Below are 18825 nucleotides of genomic sequence, written 5' to 3'. Positions count from 1 at the left end.
TCTTGCACTCTCTTCTTTTATTATTGTTGAACCAGTATGTGTTGAGGCCTGAAGCCTTCTTTTTTCTACTCCCGCGAATCATCCCTCTGTATTAGACCTTGGTATATCGACTTGCGTTAAACAGCCAAAAGCAAAGGCATTCAATGGATTGACGCCGTTACGACCTAAGTATTAAGCAATGAATTAAGACAGCAGGCGGGGAAAGATCAGAGGCAAGCCGGTCGGACTCAACGATATTTCAGCCGTATCTCGGGGGAGTCGCCTCCCCCTTTTTGTTTCGGTCTGCGCGCCGGTTTTGACTTAGGCGGCTCTGCTGCGGGGCTTGGCGGCGGGAGGGTTCATCTTCACCACTTTCGGCCGCAATGCGTACTTGTTCAGCCCCGCCACATGCACTTCCCGCAGATAATGCGCCCAGTCATACATCCCCGCGTTCACCGGAAACTCACTCTGGTCGTACTCGCCAAGACGGGCGGACAGCTCCTGCAGCCGACGGTTGCTGAAGGTATAGCTGGGAGAGGTATAGAAAGAAAACACCTTAGACAGTTTCATCGTGGTTTCCATGTTGCTCAACTTGCGCCCGGACGCTTTACGACCGAACAAGCCTTGCAGACGGGAGCTCCATTTGAACATGTGGAAACTGATCGCCATTAAGGCATGAAACACCGCCCCGGGAATCATCACAAAGGGTTTCTTCGGCTTGCGGTAAAACAGTTTGTCATGAGCCTGATAATTATGCTCCGCCTCTTGCTGCACATGGCCGATCACCTCACGAATCCTGATCGGGTTAGCCTCACTGCTGCAGCATTGGTAGATGCGGTGCGCACCGGAATCCAATAACGCTTCCGTGGCGCTGAGTATGATGCTGTTGGCCACAAGGTCCGCCGGAATGATATCGATGACTGCATTCTTCTTGCCGGGAAACAAGGACACCTTTTCCCTGGCGTAAGCAAGAATGATCGCGTCCGCCACCTTCACGCCTTCGATCCAGCCAGGCACTGGCCCCTGCAGCGTACTTTCAACGATGGAGGGACGCAGGATGGTGAGGGTTTTGCCATGCAGCTCCTTCATCAGTAACTGCTCGCCCATCCATTTAGTGAAAGTGTAAGTGTCATTCCAACCGTATTTATTAGCTTCTTTGATACCCAGGTCGATCAGGTCCTTTTCCCTGCTATGGTCATCCGCGGCGGCGGCGGAGACCTGCTCCACATCCTGCAGCAAACGCGCGATCAGCGGCTCCACCTCATAATAACCCCGCTCTGAACGCTCCATGCGCTCTCCCGCCGGACTGACGATATCCTCTTCCATCACGCCCTGATTGAAACCGTTGACGTAGCAGGTGGATACCTGCACGACAGGGCAATCCCCCGCGCGCCGCGACAGTTCAATGATATTTTTAAGGCATAGGGTATTAATGGTGAGAGCCTGATCCAACGCCTCACGAAAGTTAACGCTGGCGGCTGAATTGATAATAATGTCGATGTCAGCGGCCAGATCAGTAAAGTCCTTCTCCGACAGGCCAAACAGAGGCTCCGTCACCTCTCCGGTGACGCAATGGATGCGCGTTTCACACAACTCCTCGAAACGACTTCCCTGCGACGCTTTGAGAGTATCGAAAATAGATGAGGTCGCGATCTCATTCTGGAACCGCTTTCGCGCTGTAGGGTTCTTTGAATTCCCCCTTATCAGCAAATAAATCTTCCCGATTGTCGGCACGCTGCGCAGCAGCTTTTCCAGAACGACCTTGCCGACAAATCCCGTTGTCCCCGTGATCAATACATTCTTATTTGCAAAAGCAGTTAACGTAAGTGATTGCTTCATATTCGCTTAGACCTCTCTCTCCTTAAACACATTGCCGCTTGGCGTCCCAGCTTATGCGAGTCTTTTGATAATGATATTTACATTAGGTTACATCTGTATGTGTGACTGTCTCCGCAATTTCCCTAACGAAGGAGCCCCGCAGCGTACCCCGTGATATATCTCACAGCAAAAATCTGACCACCTTTACAACTTGGCCACTGATTGTTTTACAATCGATCGGCGAACCACTCACAAGCCAATCGGATAATCTCCTCTTTCTTCTTGTCCATATGTCCTACATGACCGCTGTCAGCAACAATATGCAGCGCTTTACTTCCACGCAGGCTGTCATATAAAAGCCTGGCGCTGGCGGGCGGATCAACGCGGTCTTCCGCGCCATGAATCACACAAACGGGGCACTGTACATTCTTTGTGCGCCGAAATGTGTCAATAATGAAGCAGTCGATCGCGCCTGGAACCGGTAAACCTGAGTACGCCTGCACCAAATAGGGGTCGCCGACGACGGCGTCATTGATGCGCGGGTCCACCGCAGCAGGAACCGACTTCAGCGCAAATGCGAGCGGCAACCTGAGATCGCCGAATCCCAAGCGACGTTTGAATGAACCAACCAGATTGGCGGCTTTAAAAAACGGCCATTGCCACCAATTCAGCACGTTACGCACGGTGGCGCTCAATGTCACCAACGCGCGTAGAGACGCGCCTTGCGCCGCTGCTTCCAGCACGGCTGTGCCGCCGGAAGAAAAACCCAGGGCGCCTATTCGGTGAGATTCTATTTCACGACGCGAAATAAGATATTCCAGCGCCGCCGCCACATCAGCCCGCCATGCTTGCATGCTTACATGAAAGCGAGGGCCTGCAGACTCGCCATGGCCGCGCATATCCAGGGCCAAAGCCGCTACTCCATGGTGCGCGAGCGCTTCAGCCAGCTCATAGAAATGCTCTTTGTAGCCAAAAGCGCCATGGCAGATAATCGCCGCAGGAAAGCGACCTTCCCTGGCGGGCAGGAATAAGCGGCCGACCAGCTCATCTCCCTTGGAGGAGAATTGCACCGGCTCCTGCTGCACAATCGGGAGGAGGTTCTGCATATCCATGCTTAAAACTTACCGTCTGGACTGTTCGGTTGGCGGACATATGCGCAGAGACCGTCGTCAGTGATAACCGCTTCCGCGAGTCGACGACATCGGAAACAAAAGACTGCATCATTCCCTGACTCAATCATCTGCAAATAGGATTGTTCGCACCGCCGGTTCGACTTCCAAGCCGCTGACCTTCATCGACGTCTCCAAACCAATGCGGGCGTCGCTATGTTAAGCCCTCGCCGGTAATTATGAAACAAGTTAATTAGAGCACTTACTCTTAAATGCAATACGCCAAAAGTCTCATCCACTTAGATACATGTGAACTTGCGCACAACCACCGTTAACATTGTCTTACAATCCAATTTAACCATTTGAATTTTTATGGTTTTCGGCCTCATTTCGTTAATTCACGCAAGGTAAAAGTGAGGCCTGACGCACAGTCTTGTTACGATAAGTTAAATTAGTATTCCCCCATAACAATAACTAACAAGGGCGAAACACAGCATGACCACCAACGCAGTTGGCGTAAAGAACGTCAGGGACAAATATCGTCTCATCGGTCCGATCTACGACTTCCTCAGCGCGCTATATAGCGGCAAATCCATCCATCAATGCAAAATCGGCATGATCACGCCGGATAATGTAAAACCCGGCGATAAAATCCTGTTCGCGGGCGTCGGACACGGCAAAGACGCCATCCACGCCGCCGAGCTGGGCGCGGATGTCACGGTCGTGGACCTGTCCGCCACCATGCTCAGTAAGTTTCAGGATGGATTAACCGCTTCCGGCAAGCAGCACCTGAAAATCCGCCAGGTCCACAGCGACATTTTTAAATTCAACGAGACGGAACACTACGACATGGTGGTCGCCAACTTTTTCCTCAACGTCTTCAGTGAAAACATGATGGAAGAAGTGTTGCGTCATTTAATCGCCCTGGCCAAACCCGGCGCGGCCATTGTGGTCGGGGACTTCGCTTTTCCCACCGGCAATATCGTCTCGCGCATGTTCAAGCAGGCTTACTGGTACGTCGCGGTGTCCCTGTTCTGGCTGATGGCGAATAACGCCATGCACAACATCTACAACTATCCCGAGTATATGGAGAGACAAGGGCTGGACATCCGCAGCAAAAAATTCTTCAAGCTCCTGAACATGAATTGTTACTGGTCCGTACTCGGACGCAAACAAGCCTGACCCGGTAGTAAGGGTTTTAACCCCCTACGCCGGCGACATACAAAATAACAACGAAGGAGTCAGGAAATGAGCAACCAGGCGATAGCGCTGGACTCGCTCAGCGAGTTAGGCGCAGGCAACTTTACTTTCTCTGAACGCGTTAATTACCTCAAAGAGTTCGGTTCCCATTCTCAGGCGTTCTCCACTCTGCAACCGGATATGCAGTATTTCGATATCCGCGGTGTGGGCTACATCGCCTACATGCGCAAATGGGGGCGGATATTCGTGTTGTCTGATCCCGTATGCGCGCCGCATAACTTCGAGTTGATGCTGACCCGTTTCCACAATCGTTATCCCCACGCCAATCATGTTCAGGTGACCAAGACGGTGGTGGATATTCTGCATCGTCGCTTCGGCATGTATGGGACTCAGTTCGGTTCCGAATCACGCATTGAGCTAAAGGACTGGAGCCTGAGCGGCAAGAAAAAACAGGTGTTGCGCACGGCTTTGAATCAGGCGGAAAAGCAAGGCGTGACGGTAAAGGAGCGCTTCAGTGACGACCATACCCGGGAAATTTCCGAAGCCTGGATCAAGACCCGCAAGTGCAAGAGTAATGAGATCCGCTTTCTGATCCGCCCGATGGAGATGAACTACAAGGAAAACGAACGCCATTTTTACGCGTATCAAAATGGCGAAGCGGTGGGCTTTATTTATTTCGATCCCATCTATTACAAGAATGAGATCATCAGCTACGTGCCCAACATTTCACGAGCCAGCGCCAATTTCAAGCAAGGGCTTTTTTACACCATCATGGCTCACGCGATGGATGTTTTTAAGCAGGAAGGCGTTCCCTATTTGGATTTGGGATTGATTCCGTTGATGCTATCCGAAGAAGACGAGGCGCAGGAGGCCAAATTGCTCAAGAAGATGCTGCGATTAGTCTACGCCAAAGGCAACTTCCTCTATAACTTCAAAGGGTTGGAGTTCACTAAGACCCGCTTTCGCGGAGAGGTGGAGAAGACTTATTGCTGCCATCACAGGGCGACGCCGCTGTTGGAGTTTTTCTGCATGTTCAAGTTGACCCGGCTGTTCTAAGCCCAATCAACTTCGCTTGGTTGACGCATGGATCGCGTCGCCCTTCTCACCCAGTCGTTTACAATACAACCTGTTCCACGGAAGAAAAGCCTAACGCTGTCGCGCCCCGCTCCCACTCGCCATCCTGCCTGTCGCCGGAATAAAACGCCCGATGGCTCGCCGACTCAACTCTATCTTCGCTCTGTTGCGCTTGAAGAAGGTAAGCAACCCGACGTGCAATGGCCTCGCCGGAGTCCACCCAGTTGATGTCCGGCGCCAACTGACAAAGAAAAGGCTTCAACAAAGGAAAGTGAGTACAGCCAAGCACCACCTGATCCGCCTCCGCATCCAGAAACGGCTGGATGATTGCGCGCAGTCGCGTCATGTCCGGACTATGTCCGCGTACCCAGTCCTCTCCCCACTGCACCAAGTCCGGCGCGCCAACTTTAATAACCTGACAATGGCTGGCGAAGTCTCGAATCAGCTCGTCGGTATACGCCCGACGCACGGTGCCCTGGGTCGCCAGCAAACCAATCACTTGCTTCTTAGTATGCGTCGCCGCCGTCTTGATCGCTGGCACCACGCCAACCACTGGCTGTTCAAAGCGGGCGCGTAAATGATCCAGCACCACCGTGCTGGCGGTATTGCAGGCGACGACAATCAACTGTGCGGGATAGCGTTCGCTGATCTGCTCCACAATATGACGCACGCGGGTTTCTATCTCCCGCTCGCTCTTATCGCCATAGGGATAAAAGCCGAAGTCAGCGAGATACAAGGTGGGCAACCAAGGCGTGTGGCGACGAATATGTCCCCAAATAGAAAGCCCGCCGCTGCCGGAGTCGATAATCAGCGCCGGTGCGATTGGTCTGTTCGTCTCATATACGTTCGCCGTCATCTTACGTGGTCACCGGAACTTGGCCACATAGGCGTCGATCAGGCGACCGGCGATGGTTTTCATCGGCGATACAGCAGGCAGCTGATCGACTTTAAACCAGGCGGCTTCTTTCAGCTCCGTGGTGTCGATATTGAGGTCGCCAGACACATAACGGGCGTGATAGCCCAGCATCAGCTGATGAGGAAATGGCCAGGCCTGGGAGGTAACGTATTCGATGTCGGACACCAACAACCCAGACTCCTCCAAGACCTCTCTGACGACTGCTTCTTCTGCACTCTCGCCCGCTTCGATAAAACCGGCCAGACAACTAAACGTAGGCAGTTTACTGAAAGAGCGATGAGACCGCGCCAACAGAATCTCGTCACCGCGGTGTACGACCACAATGACGCAGGGAGACACTTTAGGATAGGAAATGTAGCCGCAGCCATGGCAGCGCAGCCCGCGGTCTTGCTCATTGAAACCCAGACGCTCCCCGCAGCGACTGCAGAAGTTCTGGGTGCGCAGCCAGTAGAGCAACTGCGAGGCGGCGTTAACTATCCGAAAATCTTCCACATCGTCGCAACCGAGCAGGTAATCCCGCAACCCCACTTCTGTCCATCCCGGCGGCGTCTGCTTGAGACTGCCGACACTGCAACTGACGCCATCGACTTCTCCCAGCAAAAATACCGGGCCTTCAGGATTATCGACTTCTTCCGCATCCCAGGGCTGAGCATCCGGCGCGGGCAGCAACAGCTTGTCTTCGTGAAAATAAATATGGCGGCGGGCGCCGCTTTCCAAACCGCTCACCAACGCAGGATGATAACTAAACGAAACCGCCACCGCCTGTCTCCTTCAACTTCCGAATTTATTAAACGCTCTTTTTGACGCCGCGTCTGCGCCACAGCATCACGATCAGCGCAATCACCGTCAACGCCAGCGGCGCCATCAGGATATTGACCAGCTTCAGCTGCCGACCGAGATCATCGATATCTCGATCCAGGTTATGTTGCACATCCCGCAGCGCTTTGCGAATACGCAGTTTCTCCTCCTGGAAGTCCTCCAACGCCTTTTCCTGCTCCGGCGTCAGCAATACGCCGCTACCGGTCTCTTCGCCGCCCTGCCGCGCCTGCTGCAACTCCGCCAGCTGTTCTTCCGTCTCCGAGAGCCGTTCCTGCAGTTCGCGCTGTTGATCCGCGAACTTCTCCTCCGCTATACGGCGCAGCTCATCCACTTTCTCAAACGGACGGGTAAAACGTCCCCGCGACCGGATATTGATCAAACTGGCGTTGCCGGCCAAATAGTCCAGCGCATTCACTACCAGATCGCCGTTGTTCGCCCAGGGGCTGGCGATGCGTTGTCCAAAGAACTCCTGCACCTGCACCCAGAGACGATCCGTGAGGATGTCTGTGTCGGCGATGACGACAACGTTGATGTTATCGCTTTGAGCGACGCCGGGGGCGACATGCCGGGTAACGGTCTTGGGCTCTGCGGTAGCGGCGTCTTCGCCCTCTGCATCGTTCGCCAGATCATCCTGCGCCGCTTCTTCTTTTACTTCCTCGGTAACCTCTATACCATCAGGAAACGCCGTCCTGGCCGGCCCTTCTATGCGCGCAGCCATCGCGTATTGTTCGCCGGTGGCTTTGAATTTTTCGAACAGCGACTCCGGGTTCTGCATATTGGCGAACGCGCTTTCTTCAATAGGCGCAGACTCGTCGCTGGAAGTCAGCAAAGGCTTGAAGCTCGTGGTCGCGCCTTCGACTTTCTCCAAGATTCCCGGCGTGGAGACATTAATACTCTCCAGGCCCGCCAGCATAATGTCGCTCTGAGTCATGCTGTCTTCCGCCAAGCCCAATAACGCCAAGTGACGCACCGGCGTACGCGCTTGACCGACGCCCACCACCATGCTGTTTTTGAAGTCCGCCAGCACCGCGTTCTCTTTCAGACTGACGCCCCAGGCTTTCAACAATGGGTCCAGCTGACTGCGTCGGGGCATATTCGCCGCCATCATCGGCATGCCGGGTTGATCCTGCTCCGCATTGGGGTCGACGAACACCAAAGCGCGGCCGCCCTTCAACACAAATTGATCGATAGCCAACTGCGCCTGTTGGGACAGGTCTTTCGGATGTACGATCATCAAAACGTCTACATCCTCATCAACAGCGTCGAAGTCCTCCGGCAACCAACGCACGTCAAACAAATCCTCAATCTGCTGCATGACAATCCAGGCCGGTTGCTGGGATTGCTGGTACATATCGAAGCCGCCATTGATCTGCAGACTGGAAATGACGCCGACGACCGGCGGTTGCGCACGATCCAGGTTATAGATCAGTTTGCTCAGTTCATACTCAAGAAACTGCTCTTTATTCGGCTGGAAGAAGGCAATAATTTCTTCTTTGTCGCCGGCCTTGCCCACCAGTCCGAAAAAGACGTTATCGCCCGCTACGCCAACGGGAATCGCCTGCAGGCCTGCTGCGGTGGCTTCATCTTCTTCTTCCGAGAAAGGAACCGGATCGACTTTCTTCAGGGTGATTTTCCCACCGCTGAGTTGCTCAAACTCTTCCAGCAGCTCCTGCACCCGACGCGCGTAGGCGCGTAACGCAGGCAGATCCTTGGAGGCGCCTTCGGAGTAGTACACTGTCAATTCTATGTCTTTGGACAGGCCGCCCAGGATGGAGCGCGCGCCGTCCGACAGCGTGTACAGACTGTTTTCAGTAAGGTCCCAGCGGACCCCGCTCATGCCCCGTTGCACCGCCAGATTGAACAACGCCAGGGCGGCGATCACAACGATTACGACAAAACCCGCTCGCTTCATGACGTCTCCTTAGTTTGATGCCGTACGCTTGACCAGATGCGCCGTCGCCCAGACGCCCAGCACAATAATGGAACCGAAATAGAGCACGTCGCGCAGATCGATGACGCCTCGGGAAATGGCCTCGAAATGACGGAAGAAGCTGAGGTCCGCCACCAGATCCAGCACTTCATTCGGCGCCCAGGCGGAGAAGAAATCCTGCACCATAGGAAAGCCTGAAGCCACCAGCAGAAAGCACACCACCAGCGTAAGAATAAAGGCGATCACCTGATTTTTGGTGGCGGCGGAGAACATGGAGCCTAACGCCAGAAAACCGCCCGCCATAAACCAACTACCGATATAGCCAGCCAGAATGGCGCCATTATCCGGGTCGCCCAGATAATTGACGGTAAACCAGAACGGAGTGGTCAGCGCCAGCGCGCCAGCCAGATATACCCAGGCCGCCATGAATTTACCCAGCACCCACACGAAGGGCTGTACTGGCAAGGTCAACAGCAACTCAATCGTACCCGTGCTGCGCTCCTCCGCCCATAAGCGCATGGTCAAAGCCGGCACCAGCACCACGAACAGCCAGGGGATGTAGTTGAAAAACGCTTCCAGATCCGCCTGGCCGCGTTCAAAAAAGTGTCCCAGATAAAAGGTGAATATGCCGCTCAGCACCAGAAATATGACCGTAAACAGGTACGCCAACGAGGTCGAGACGTAACTCAGCAGCTCACGTTTGAAAACAATGCCTACGCCGTTCATGCCGCCTCCATGGTCAAGCGACGGAATACGTCATCCAGTCTGCCGCGTTCAACGTGAAGCTCCTCCACATCCCAGTTGCGGGCGTGGATAAGTTGATTCACAGCATGCAACGGCGCTTTATCCGGGGCCGCGAATAGAAGGTAGCTCGCATCGTCCACCTGCTCCACTTCACCCACTTCCGGCAACGCCTCCAGCGATGGCAGCGCCTCATAGGCCTGGGAGAATCGCAGGAATATCGCCTTGTGAAAACGGGACTGCATGGCCAGTTCCGCAGGCGTGCTGTTGGCGACGATACGGCCCTTGGAAATGATCACCACGCGAGAGCACAGCGCATCGACCTCTTCCAATATGTGCGTGGAGATCACCACGATCTTGTCTTTGGACAGATTCTGAATCAGTTTGCGTACTTCGTGCTTCTGGTTAGGGTCCAGTCCGTCCGTGGGTTCATCCAGGATCAGTACTTGCGGGTCATGAATCAGCGCCTGCGCCAGTCCGACGCGACGCTTGAAACCTTTAGACAGTGTTTCAATCGGTTGTTGCATGACATGCTGAAGGGAAACCTGGGCGACCACCTGCTCCATGCGCTGCTTCAGTTGCGCGCCACGCAATCCGCGCACCCGTCCGACGAAGCTCAGAAAGGCCGCCACTGCCATCTCGCCGTACAAAGGCGCGCCTTCCGGCAGATAGCCCATGATCCGTTGCGCCTGTTGCGGCGCTTGCGCCACATCAACGCCCATGACGCTGACGGAGCCGCCGCTGGGTTGCACATAACCGGTGATCATACGCATAGTGGTGGTTTTACCGGCGCCATTAGGTCCTAAAAAGCCTAACACTTCGCCAGGAGCAATATCGAAAGAAATGCCGGATACGGCCTGAATATCGCCGTATTTCTTTTCCAGATTCTGAATTTTTATCATTGAAGGGTCTCGCGTTCGCTATATAAAGGAACGAGCGCCAAAGAGGCGGCGCATAAGTTGTTTAAAACACACCTTGCAACATTCCATTCCCCGATAATCCAGTCCTCACAACAGATTGAAGTTAAATGAAATGTTTGAAAGTTAAGCCGCAACAGGAGGACGCAAAGAAAAAGAAGAATAAGGAGTCACATCCCGCTTTGCAAGAATCCCATTTCGCTTCTACATTACATTGCAGAAAGTTTGCGCAAACCCAATCCTCGCGGAATATAGCCGCTGAAAATCAAGCATTTCCGAGCTTTGCCTGTCTATGGCGGAGCCGTTAAACTAGCGGGCACTTCGCCAGGGCTAAACGGTATTTTACATGCTCGGAATCACTTCTTTTTTCTTTAACCTGCTCCGCAAAATTTTATTTTTATGGGTCAGGACAGATGTTATCGGCAACGACGCCAAGCAATTGGGACTGGACCCGGAAAAGCCCGTCGTCTACGTTCTACAGCACAGTTCGCTCAGCAGTCGACTGGTGCTGGAGCAGGAGTGCCGCCTCGCCGGCCTCCCCTCCTCCCAGGCGCCGCTGACATTGCGGGACGCCGTCCTGTCGCGCAGCCACTTCTTTTTGTATGAGAAGCGCGGGCAGGTGTTTCGCCGCCGCCATACGCCGACCATCACGGAACGGCTGAAGCAATTGGTCAGCGCCGCGCAAAAGGATCCCGGACTGGACGTGCAGATCGTGCCGGTCTCCCTGTTCTGGGGCCGGACGCCGGAGAAAGAGCGCTCCCTGTTCAAACTGATGCTGGCGGACACTTGGTCCATCGCCGGCCGCTTGCGCCAGTTCCTGACCATCATGATTCACGGGCGCAATACCTTTATTCAGTTCAGCAAACCGATTTCCCTGCGCTATATCGTCGACGACACCCAGGACCCGCAACGCGCCAACCGCAAACTGGCGCGCCTGCTGCGCGTACACTTCCGCCGCATGCGGCAGGCGGTGGTCGGTCCTGACCTGTCTCACCGTCGCACCCTGGTGTCCACACTGATTCGCAGCCCCTCCGTCAAGGACGCGATCCGGGAAACCGCCAAGAAAGAAAACATCAGCCCTCAAAAGGCCAAAGAGCGGGCGCGGAAATATGCGGACGAAATCGCCTCTAACGTTTCCATCGCCGCGGTGCGCTTTCTCGACATCATTCTGACCTGGGTCTGGAACAAGATTTATAACGGGGTCAACATCAACAACATTGACGCTGTGAAAGAAGCAGCCAAGTCCAGCGCGGTAGTCTATGTCCCTTGCCATCGCAGCCACATCGACTACTTATTGCTCTCCTACGTGCTGTATCGCAATGGATTGATGGTGCCCCATATCGCCGCCGGCATTAACCTGAATATGCCGGTAGTGGGCCCGATACTGCGTCGGGGCGGCGCCTTCTTCATGCGGCGCAGCTTCAAGAACAACAAGCTGTACACCGCCGTGTTCAATGAATACATGCACTCCATGTTCACCCGCGGCCATCCGGTGGAGTATTTCGTAGAAGGCGGGCGCAGCCGCACCGGGCGCACTTTGCAGCCGAAAGCGGGCATGTTGATGATGACCGTGCGCAGCTATCTGCGTAACTACAAAAAGCCGATCACCTTCGTGCCGGTGTATATCGGGTACGAAAAAATCCTGGAAGCGCGCTCTTATCTTGGCGAGCTGCGCGGCAAGAAGAAAAAAGACGAAAACATCTTCGCCCTGTTCAAATCCCTGCGTAATCTGCGCAACTCCTTTGGGCGCGTCAGCGTCAACTTCGGCGAGCCCTTCGCGTTATCCGACGTGCTCGACAAAGTACAGCCGCATTGGCGCGATCAGGCCTACGATCAGGAAGTGCGTCCCAAATGGATGCCGCACATGATCGACGAACTGGCGGAAATGGTGGCCACCCGCATCAATAACGCAGCGGCGCTTAACCCTATCAATATCGTCGCCACCCTGCTGCTGGCCACACCCAAGCAGGCGATGGATCAAAAAATGCTCGCGGATCATTGCGACGCAGTGGTCTCACTGCTGCGGATGCACCCCTACAGTAACGAAATGAGTTTCCCTGAAGGCTGCGGCGCGGACTGGGTCAAATACACCGAAAGCATGGGACTGGCGTTACGTCAGCATCAAAAGCTGGGCGACATCATCAGCCTGGAAGGCTCCAGCGCCATTTTGCTGACCTACTATCGCAACAATATTCTGCACTTCCTGGCGCTGCCCGCGCTGGTCGCCAGTTTGTTCCAGAATAACAGCACCATGGACCGCGCCAAACTGGTGTGGCTGGTAAGCTCGATCTACCCCTACATCAAGTCGGAGCTGTTCCTGCGCTGGCACAAAGACGACGTGGACCCGGAAATCGAGCGCTGGCTCGAGACACTGTGTGAAAGCAATCTGCTGCTGAAAGATAAAGACAATCTGTATCGCCCCATGGCCGGCTCCCGCGAATTCGTTCTGCTCAACGCCCTGGCGAAGACCATCATCCCGACGCTGGAGCGCTACTACATTGCCATCGCCATTCTGCGCCGTCACGGTAAAGGCGCGATCACCGCCAATGCGCTGGAGGAGCAGAGCACGTCCATGGCGGAGCGCATGTCCATCCTGTATGGCCTCAACGCGCCGGAGTTCTTCGATAAAGCCTTGTTCCGCAACTTCATTAACAATCTGAAGAGCAACGAGATCATTCAGGTGGATGAGGAAGGCCATATCGTTTACGACGAAGACCTCGACAATATCGCGGAAGACGCGCGCCTGGTGCTGAATGCGGAGCTGCGTCAGAGCATTCTGCAAGTCGCCATCGAAACACAACCTACGCAGGCCCCCACCGCCTGACGACATCTTGCTATCCCAGGACGCGTCTGACTGCGTCCTGGGATTCCCCATTTTCCCCATATTGAGCGCCTCACAAGTAGACGCGCTCAATTGCAATCCTTCAACATCCCATTCTGTTCCCAAAAACTAGCAATCGTTCACTGTTCAGTGTTTCTATCGGCGTATAATTTTTGGTTTATAACAAAAAGAAACGGCGCCAAACGGCGCAGGGAGAGTCAACGTGAGCATAAGCGCCTCTTCAGCGGTATTTGTACCGAATCATTTACGGGTCCTGGTGATTGACGATCACCAGCTCGTTATCGACGGCCTGCGCGTCGCCCTCACCGCCCAACAGGTTCCCATCGATCTGGTGAACGCTTTTAACTGTCAGGCGGCGCAGACCTTGCTGGATACTGACCAAAATTTTGACCTGATATTACTGGATCTTTCCTTGCCCGACGGACGCGGATTCAAGTTTCTGCGCTACCTGACCTGCAAGCGCATATATATCCCCGTGGCCATTCTGTCCGCCTCTGAAGATATCGAAGATGTGGAACTGTCCTTGCGCAGTGGAGCCATCGGGTTCATCAGCAAGTCCTCCAGCGCCATGGAGATCAATCTGGCGATCCGTCAGATCCTTAATGGCAAACAGTACGTCCCCGACTTCTACACGCACCGAAATCAGGCGCCGGTTCAGGATAGCCAGCTACGGCTGGATTCCATCACTCCCCGGCAAATGGAAGTGCTGCAACTGTTGGCCAAGGGTTTGCCGAACAAAAGAATCTGCTCGGAGCTGAGTTTGACGGAAGACACGGTGAAGTCACACTTGAAAGCGTTGTTCATGCACCTGAATGTACACAACCGTACGGAATGCGTCAGCGTGGCGACGCGGCTGCATCTGGTGGACGCCTGAGCGGTGCTTATTCAGCGGCGTTCTCAACCACCGCGCGGGCGGACTCTCGGCTAAGTATCAGGTATAAACGCGCCGGAGTGACGGGTTTGGCGACGAATATGATGCTGGGATAGCGTCCGGCCTCCACCTGCAGCATTTCCACATCGGCGGAAATAATCACCGCAGGAATGTCGCGCCCGCTTTGGCGTCGCAATGACAGCACCACATCCAGTCCGGAAATAGCGCCGCCCAGTCGATAATCCGACAGAATCATATCCGGCGTCTCGTCATGTAGTCTTCCCATCGCTGTTTTGGCGTCGGCGAACGCCGCCACTTGCACGCCCCAGGCGTCCAATAGCTGCCGCATGGCTTCCCGACTGGGTTGATCGTCTTCCACAAGCCACACAGACATACCGCCAAGGGTACGGGTTTCCGGATAGGCTTCCGGTTGCGGCGCCACCAGATTGGCGCGTCCGCACGCAATCGTGAAACTGAAATCCGCACCGGCGCCAGGGGAAGACTTCACTGTCAACGCGCCGCCCAACAGTCCCGCCAGCTGCCGCACGATCGCCAGCCCCAAGCCGATGCCTGAGCGTGGCCTGCCTTCATCATCGCCCCCCTGCTGAAACTCTTTAAATATGCGCTTGATATCTCTTGAGGGAATCCCGATCCCATCGTCAATCACATGAATTTCCAGCACATTATTGAGCCGGCGACAGTTCACCTGGATCGCTTGCGCATCGGCGTGTTGTAGCGCGTTGGTGATCAAATTGCGCAACATACGCTCCAGTAGAATAGGATCGGAGTATGCGACCAGCTCTTCATCGCATTCCGTGTCGATACGCTCTGGACGCGTCGATGGGATGTCTACAGCGTCAAACTCCATCGCCACCCGGCGCACCAACTCATGCAGATAGAAGTGACGAGGATTGGGTTTGACTACCCCCATATTGAGCTGCGACATATCCAGCAGCGACTTGAACAGGTCGCTCAACTGGCTGAGAGAGCGGCGCAATTTACCGACAATAATCCCCTCTTCCGAATTGCGGTCCATCTTTGCGGACAGACTTTCCGCCAACATGCTCATGGCGTTCAGAGGTTGGCGTAAGTCGTGACTGGCCGCCGCCAGAAAGCGCGTCTTGGAGCGATTAGCGCGCTCCGCCCCGCGCTGAGCAATTTTGACCAATTGCAGATTCAGAAACAGCGTCCGCTGGGCATGCTCCTGAATATACGATCCCACCGCCCCAATCAGGTTGGCGCCGAACAGAAAAAACGCGTTAAACCTTAGCGTCGTAGCGTCCATGCCGACATCCAGCTCCACCAGCAGATAAGCGCCATAGATCAGTGTGGAAATCACTGTGGCGACGTAGAAAGGGATCGCCATGAGAAAGTAGCCGTAGATCAACACCAGGAACAGACCGTCGTAGGGCACCATGACATTTTGCGAATGCGCAATCCAGATAATCGCCACCACGCTCAGACCGCCCAGCGCATAGGTGCCGTTATAAAGCGGCATAAACCAACGCCGCGGCCAGGAATGCATGCCCGCATATAACGCTAGGGCGATAATCGGACACACCAGAAACAAACGAATGGGAATGGTCCAACTAGCGATCTGCTGAGGGAACAGATAGTAGTCGAGCAAGGAATAGATGATGATGAACGCCAGCGCCGTCGCATGCACCAAAGGCAAACGCGCCTGCACCCGTTGATTATGGAACGCGCGATAAGCCTCCTCCACAGGAGGGGCGAACTTAAGCCACTTAAAACCGCGTTGTAATTCTTGTTGTATCAGTTTTTCGTCCATGGGCTTTAGATATATACATCAGCCTCCTAACAAGCAAGCTTTGCATTCACGCTATCTAATCCATGTCACGTATTTGTTTCAGGCCATGCATAGTCGCCCCTTCGCTGGAAACTTGCGGAGGGTATTGAGGCGCCCCTCGCCCCACTTGCGCCTCATATAGCGCGGACGGCGCTTCGCGCCCCCAACCGGACAACCATCCAGGTCGCTTGAACTCAAGCTCCATGGAACGGTGCGTCCACAACCAGACGGCCGTCGCCAGCATAATAATACACAGCGCCAAAGTGGCCCGATAAAGCGTCTTGCGCAACATGCTTTTTAATAGGTCTTACATGACAGAGGTGTTTGAAGTTATTGACGCCGCCGCAGCGGTTAAGAGGGATTATGCAAGGATGGCGATAGCTTGAAATCACCTGTTTGGGTGAATAATACTTGGCGAAAAGCCCTTGGAACGGGGCCCTTCGCCATGAGGTTAAAGCGCCATCGCGCCTAGCGCCGGATTTGACCGGGCTACTGCGATCCCGCGCGAATCAATCCGCCCAATCCATGTTGATCCAGCACTTCGTTCAGCATGGCGCGAATCTCTTTCTCATTACGCATGCGCGAGGCTTTTTTCCACAGTTTCTCCGCCGTCTGATGAGAAACAGAACGAATGACCCACTTGGTTTTCGGCAGGTTGTAAGCAGACAGGCTGAGCATCTCCACTCCCATGCCCAGCAGCAGCAATACTGCAGCAGGGTCAGACGCCATCTCGCCACAGACGCTGACGGGCACCCCATGCTTTTTCGCCACTTTCACCACCCGGCCAATGGAGCGCAGCACCGCCGGATTCAACCAGTCGTAGAGGTCAGACACTTTGGCGTTGTTACGATCCACCGCCAGCATATATTGAGTGAAATCATTACTGCCAATGGAGAAGAAGTCGACCATCTCAGCCAAGTCTTCCAACAACACCATCGCCGACGGCACTTCGATCATAGCGCCGACTTGCGGTTCATCCACCTCCACGCCGGCTTCTTTCAACTGACCGATTGCTTCCTGCAGCAGACTTCTGAAACTCTCGATTTCATCCAGACGGCTGACCATGGGCAGCAGTATTTTCAGATTGCCGAGATAACGCCCGGCTTTGAGCATGGCGCGAATCTGACTGATGAAGATACCGGTGTTATCCAACGTAAAGCGTATCCCCCGCCATCCCAGAAACGGGTTTTCTTCCGTAAAACTGAAATAGGGCAGGTTCTTGTCGCCGCCGATATCCAGGGTGCGCATATACACGGGTCTTGGCGCATAGGCTTCCAGCACTTTGCGATAGATCTGCACCTGCTCTTCTTCCGAGGGGAAGGACTCATGCACCATGAACGGAATTTCCGAGCGATACAGACCCACGCCTTCCGCGCCGCGTAACAAGCCAGGTGAAATATCCGCCAACAAGCCGGTGTTGGCGAACAGTTTGACGCGAAAACCATCAGGAGTTTGCGCCGGCAAATCGCGCAGCTCATCCAGCCCTTTGATCAGTTTCTTCTCTTGCTTGGCAAGACGCTTGAATTCTTTGCGTAGCGCATCCACGGGGTTGAACACCACTACCGCACGATAGCCGTCCACCACCGCTTCTGCATTTTCGATCAGCGCAGGCTTGATATCGCCAATTCCCATGACGGCGGGAATCCCCAACGCATTCGCCAGAATCGCAATGTGCGACAAGGAAGAACCGCTGGTGCACACCAGCCCTACAAGATGTTCCGGCGGAAACTGGGCGACGTCAGTGATGCTCAGGTTGTTCCCCACAATGATCGTGGGCTCGCTGACGTCGATGACATCAGCGCTGTCGACGCCACGCAGATTGGCGTAAATACGATTGCCGATATGACGGATATCGTCCGCCTTGGCGCGCAGATAAGCGTCGTCCATTTTCTCGAACACACGAGCATGCGCTTCGACAGTCTTGCGTAACGCGGAAGACGCGCAGAGTCCTGAGTGAATGTGATTGACGGTTTCGGTTGTCAGTTCCTGATCTTCCAGGATCATGCGATACACGCCGAACAGCGCCAGAACGTCCTTGGGCAGAGTGCCCGCCATGCGCTCGCCGCTGGCGTTCAGCTCATCTTTCGCCAACTCAAGCGCTTTGGCGAAGCGGGCGATTTCCAGCTCGGCGTCTTTGGCTTCCCGATCCGGCGCCGACGCCAGGTCGTGACCTTTACCAATCCAATGTACGCGACCGATCGCCATGCCTGCAGCGCCTTTGACGCCACGGAATTTCAGATTCGCCTTGAATTTATCCCGACAGACTTCGCGGTCAAACACGCCATCCTGCTGCACCCATTGGCTCAATGGGCCGGCCAACTGAGCGGCGATGGTGACGACGAACGCCTCCTGCTCATCGCTGAAGTACGCGGCTTCTTTTTTTTGCACCGCGATAACGCCGATATTCTTGCGGAAGTTGATAATCGGCGCGCCCAGAAAAGCCGAGAAGCGCTCTTCGCGGGTTTCCGGGAAATATTTGAAGTTAGGGTGCTTTTCCGCGCTGTCCACGTTCATCAATGACTGATGCTGCGCAATATAACCGACCAGCCCCTGCCCGACGGGCAGACGCACGCGTCCCACGGATTCAGGGTCCAACCCCCGCGTCGCCATCAACACCAATTCCTGGGAGGTTTCATCCAACAAATAAATACTGCAGACATCCGCCCGCATAGCGGACTGCACACGGTCGACGATCAGTTCAGACAGGTCTTTGGCGGCGTGTAAATCAGCAGCCTCCTGAAATATTTCCCTAAGAATTTTTAATGGCTCAAGCATGGCGATACTCTGGAGAATCAAGCTACG

General features: G+C 54.6%; 14 protein-coding genes. 4 read left to right on the top strand and 10 right to left on the bottom strand.

From position 1 onward, the window contains the following. Window positions 1-300 precede the first annotated feature (300 nt). The gene (locus O5O45_RS02480; protein WP_305903715.1) at window positions 301-1818 is read right to left on the bottom strand and encodes a fatty acyl-CoA reductase; all 1518 of its coding nucleotides are present in this window, start codon (window positions 1816-1818) and stop codon (window positions 301-303) included. Between the two features lie 206 nt (window positions 1819-2024). After that, a complete protein-coding gene (locus O5O45_RS02475; protein WP_305903714.1) occupies window positions 2025-2903 on the bottom strand; it encodes an alpha/beta hydrolase in 879 nt (292 codons plus the stop codon). 498 nt (window positions 2904-3401) lie between these two features. On the opposite strand from O5O45_RS02475, the gene O5O45_RS02470 reads away from it, so the two are divergent. Together O5O45_RS02470 and O5O45_RS02465 are read left to right on the top strand one after the other, a co-directional pair. Next, window positions 3402-4088, top strand: a complete 687-nt coding sequence (locus O5O45_RS02470; protein WP_305903713.1) for a class I SAM-dependent methyltransferase — start codon at window positions 3402-3404, stop codon at window positions 4086-4088. Window positions 4089-4154: 66 nt separating this feature from the next. Further along, a complete protein-coding gene (locus O5O45_RS02465) occupies window positions 4155-5162 on the top strand; it encodes a DUF2156 domain-containing protein (RefSeq protein ID WP_305903712.1) in 1008 nt (335 codons plus the stop codon). Window positions 5163-5220: 58 nt separating this feature from the next. On the opposite strand, the gene murI is transcribed toward O5O45_RS02465, so the two are convergent. The 5 genes from murI to O5O45_RS02440 are packed head-to-tail and all read right to left on the bottom strand — an operon-like array spanning window position 5221 to window position 10488. Further along, window positions 5221-6036 (bottom strand): glutamate racemase, encoded by an 816-nt coding sequence (murI, locus tag O5O45_RS02460; protein WP_305903711.1) that lies wholly within the window; start codon window positions 6034-6036, stop codon window positions 5221-5223. Between the two features lie 9 nt (window positions 6037-6045). Further along, window positions 6046-6855 carry an NAD(+) diphosphatase gene (gene nudC / locus O5O45_RS02455; protein WP_305903710.1) on the bottom strand — a complete coding sequence of 270 codons (810 nt, stop codon included), beginning with the start codon at window positions 6853-6855 and terminating at the stop codon, window positions 6046-6048. 28 nt (window positions 6856-6883) lie between these two features. Next, the gene (locus O5O45_RS02450) at window positions 6884-8827 is read right to left on the bottom strand and encodes a GldG family protein (protein WP_305903709.1); all 1944 of its coding nucleotides are present in this window, start codon (window positions 8825-8827) and stop codon (window positions 6884-6886) included. Window positions 8828-8836: 9 nt separating this feature from the next. Beyond that, window positions 8837-9571, bottom strand: coding sequence for an ABC transporter permease (locus O5O45_RS02445; RefSeq protein WP_305903708.1), 735 nt, complete (start codon window positions 9569-9571; stop codon window positions 8837-8839). After that, window positions 9568-10488 carry an ABC transporter ATP-binding protein gene (locus O5O45_RS02440; protein ID WP_305903707.1) on the bottom strand — a complete coding sequence of 307 codons (921 nt, stop codon included), beginning with the start codon at window positions 10486-10488 and terminating at the stop codon, window positions 9568-9570. The genes O5O45_RS02445 and O5O45_RS02440 overlap by 4 nt, the downstream gene beginning before the upstream one ends. Window positions 10489-10849: 361 nt before the next feature. Between O5O45_RS02440 and plsB the strand changes: the two genes are divergently transcribed. Beyond that, on the top strand, window positions 10850-13327 hold the full coding sequence (gene plsB / locus O5O45_RS02435) for a glycerol-3-phosphate 1-O-acyltransferase PlsB (protein WP_305903706.1): 2478 nt from the start codon (window positions 10850-10852) through the stop codon (window positions 13325-13327). A 220-nt stretch (window positions 13328-13547) separates the two neighbouring features. Continuing rightward, the gene (locus tag O5O45_RS02430; RefSeq protein WP_305903705.1) at window positions 13548-14219 is read left to right on the top strand and encodes a response regulator; all 672 of its coding nucleotides are present in this window, start codon (window positions 13548-13550) and stop codon (window positions 14217-14219) included. Window positions 14220-14226: 7 nt separating this feature from the next. Here O5O45_RS02430 and O5O45_RS02425 read toward each other — a convergent pair whose 3' ends face one another. The 3 genes from O5O45_RS02425 to ptsP form a co-directional block, all read right to left on the bottom strand. After that, on the bottom strand, window positions 14227-16005 hold the full coding sequence (locus O5O45_RS02425) for a hybrid sensor histidine kinase/response regulator (protein ID WP_305903704.1): 1779 nt from the start codon (window positions 16003-16005) through the stop codon (window positions 14227-14229). 55 nt (window positions 16006-16060) lie between these two features. Further along, complete coding sequence (locus tag O5O45_RS02420; RefSeq protein WP_305903703.1) at window positions 16061-16315, bottom strand: hypothetical protein; 255 nt, start codon at window positions 16313-16315, stop codon at window positions 16061-16063. A 197-nt stretch (window positions 16316-16512) separates the two neighbouring features. After that, the gene (gene ptsP / locus O5O45_RS02415) at window positions 16513-18798 is read right to left on the bottom strand and encodes a phosphoenolpyruvate--protein phosphotransferase (protein ID WP_305903702.1); all 2286 of its coding nucleotides are present in this window, start codon (window positions 18796-18798) and stop codon (window positions 16513-16515) included. Window positions 18799-18825: the final 27 nt, after the last annotated feature.

The organism is Hahella sp. HNIBRBA332 (assembly GCF_030719035.1).
GTDB lineage: Bacteria > Pseudomonadota > Gammaproteobacteria > Pseudomonadales > Oleiphilaceae > Hahella.
Note: the sequence above shows the minus strand (reverse complement) of the source record. Positions and strands in the feature narration are given on the sequence as shown.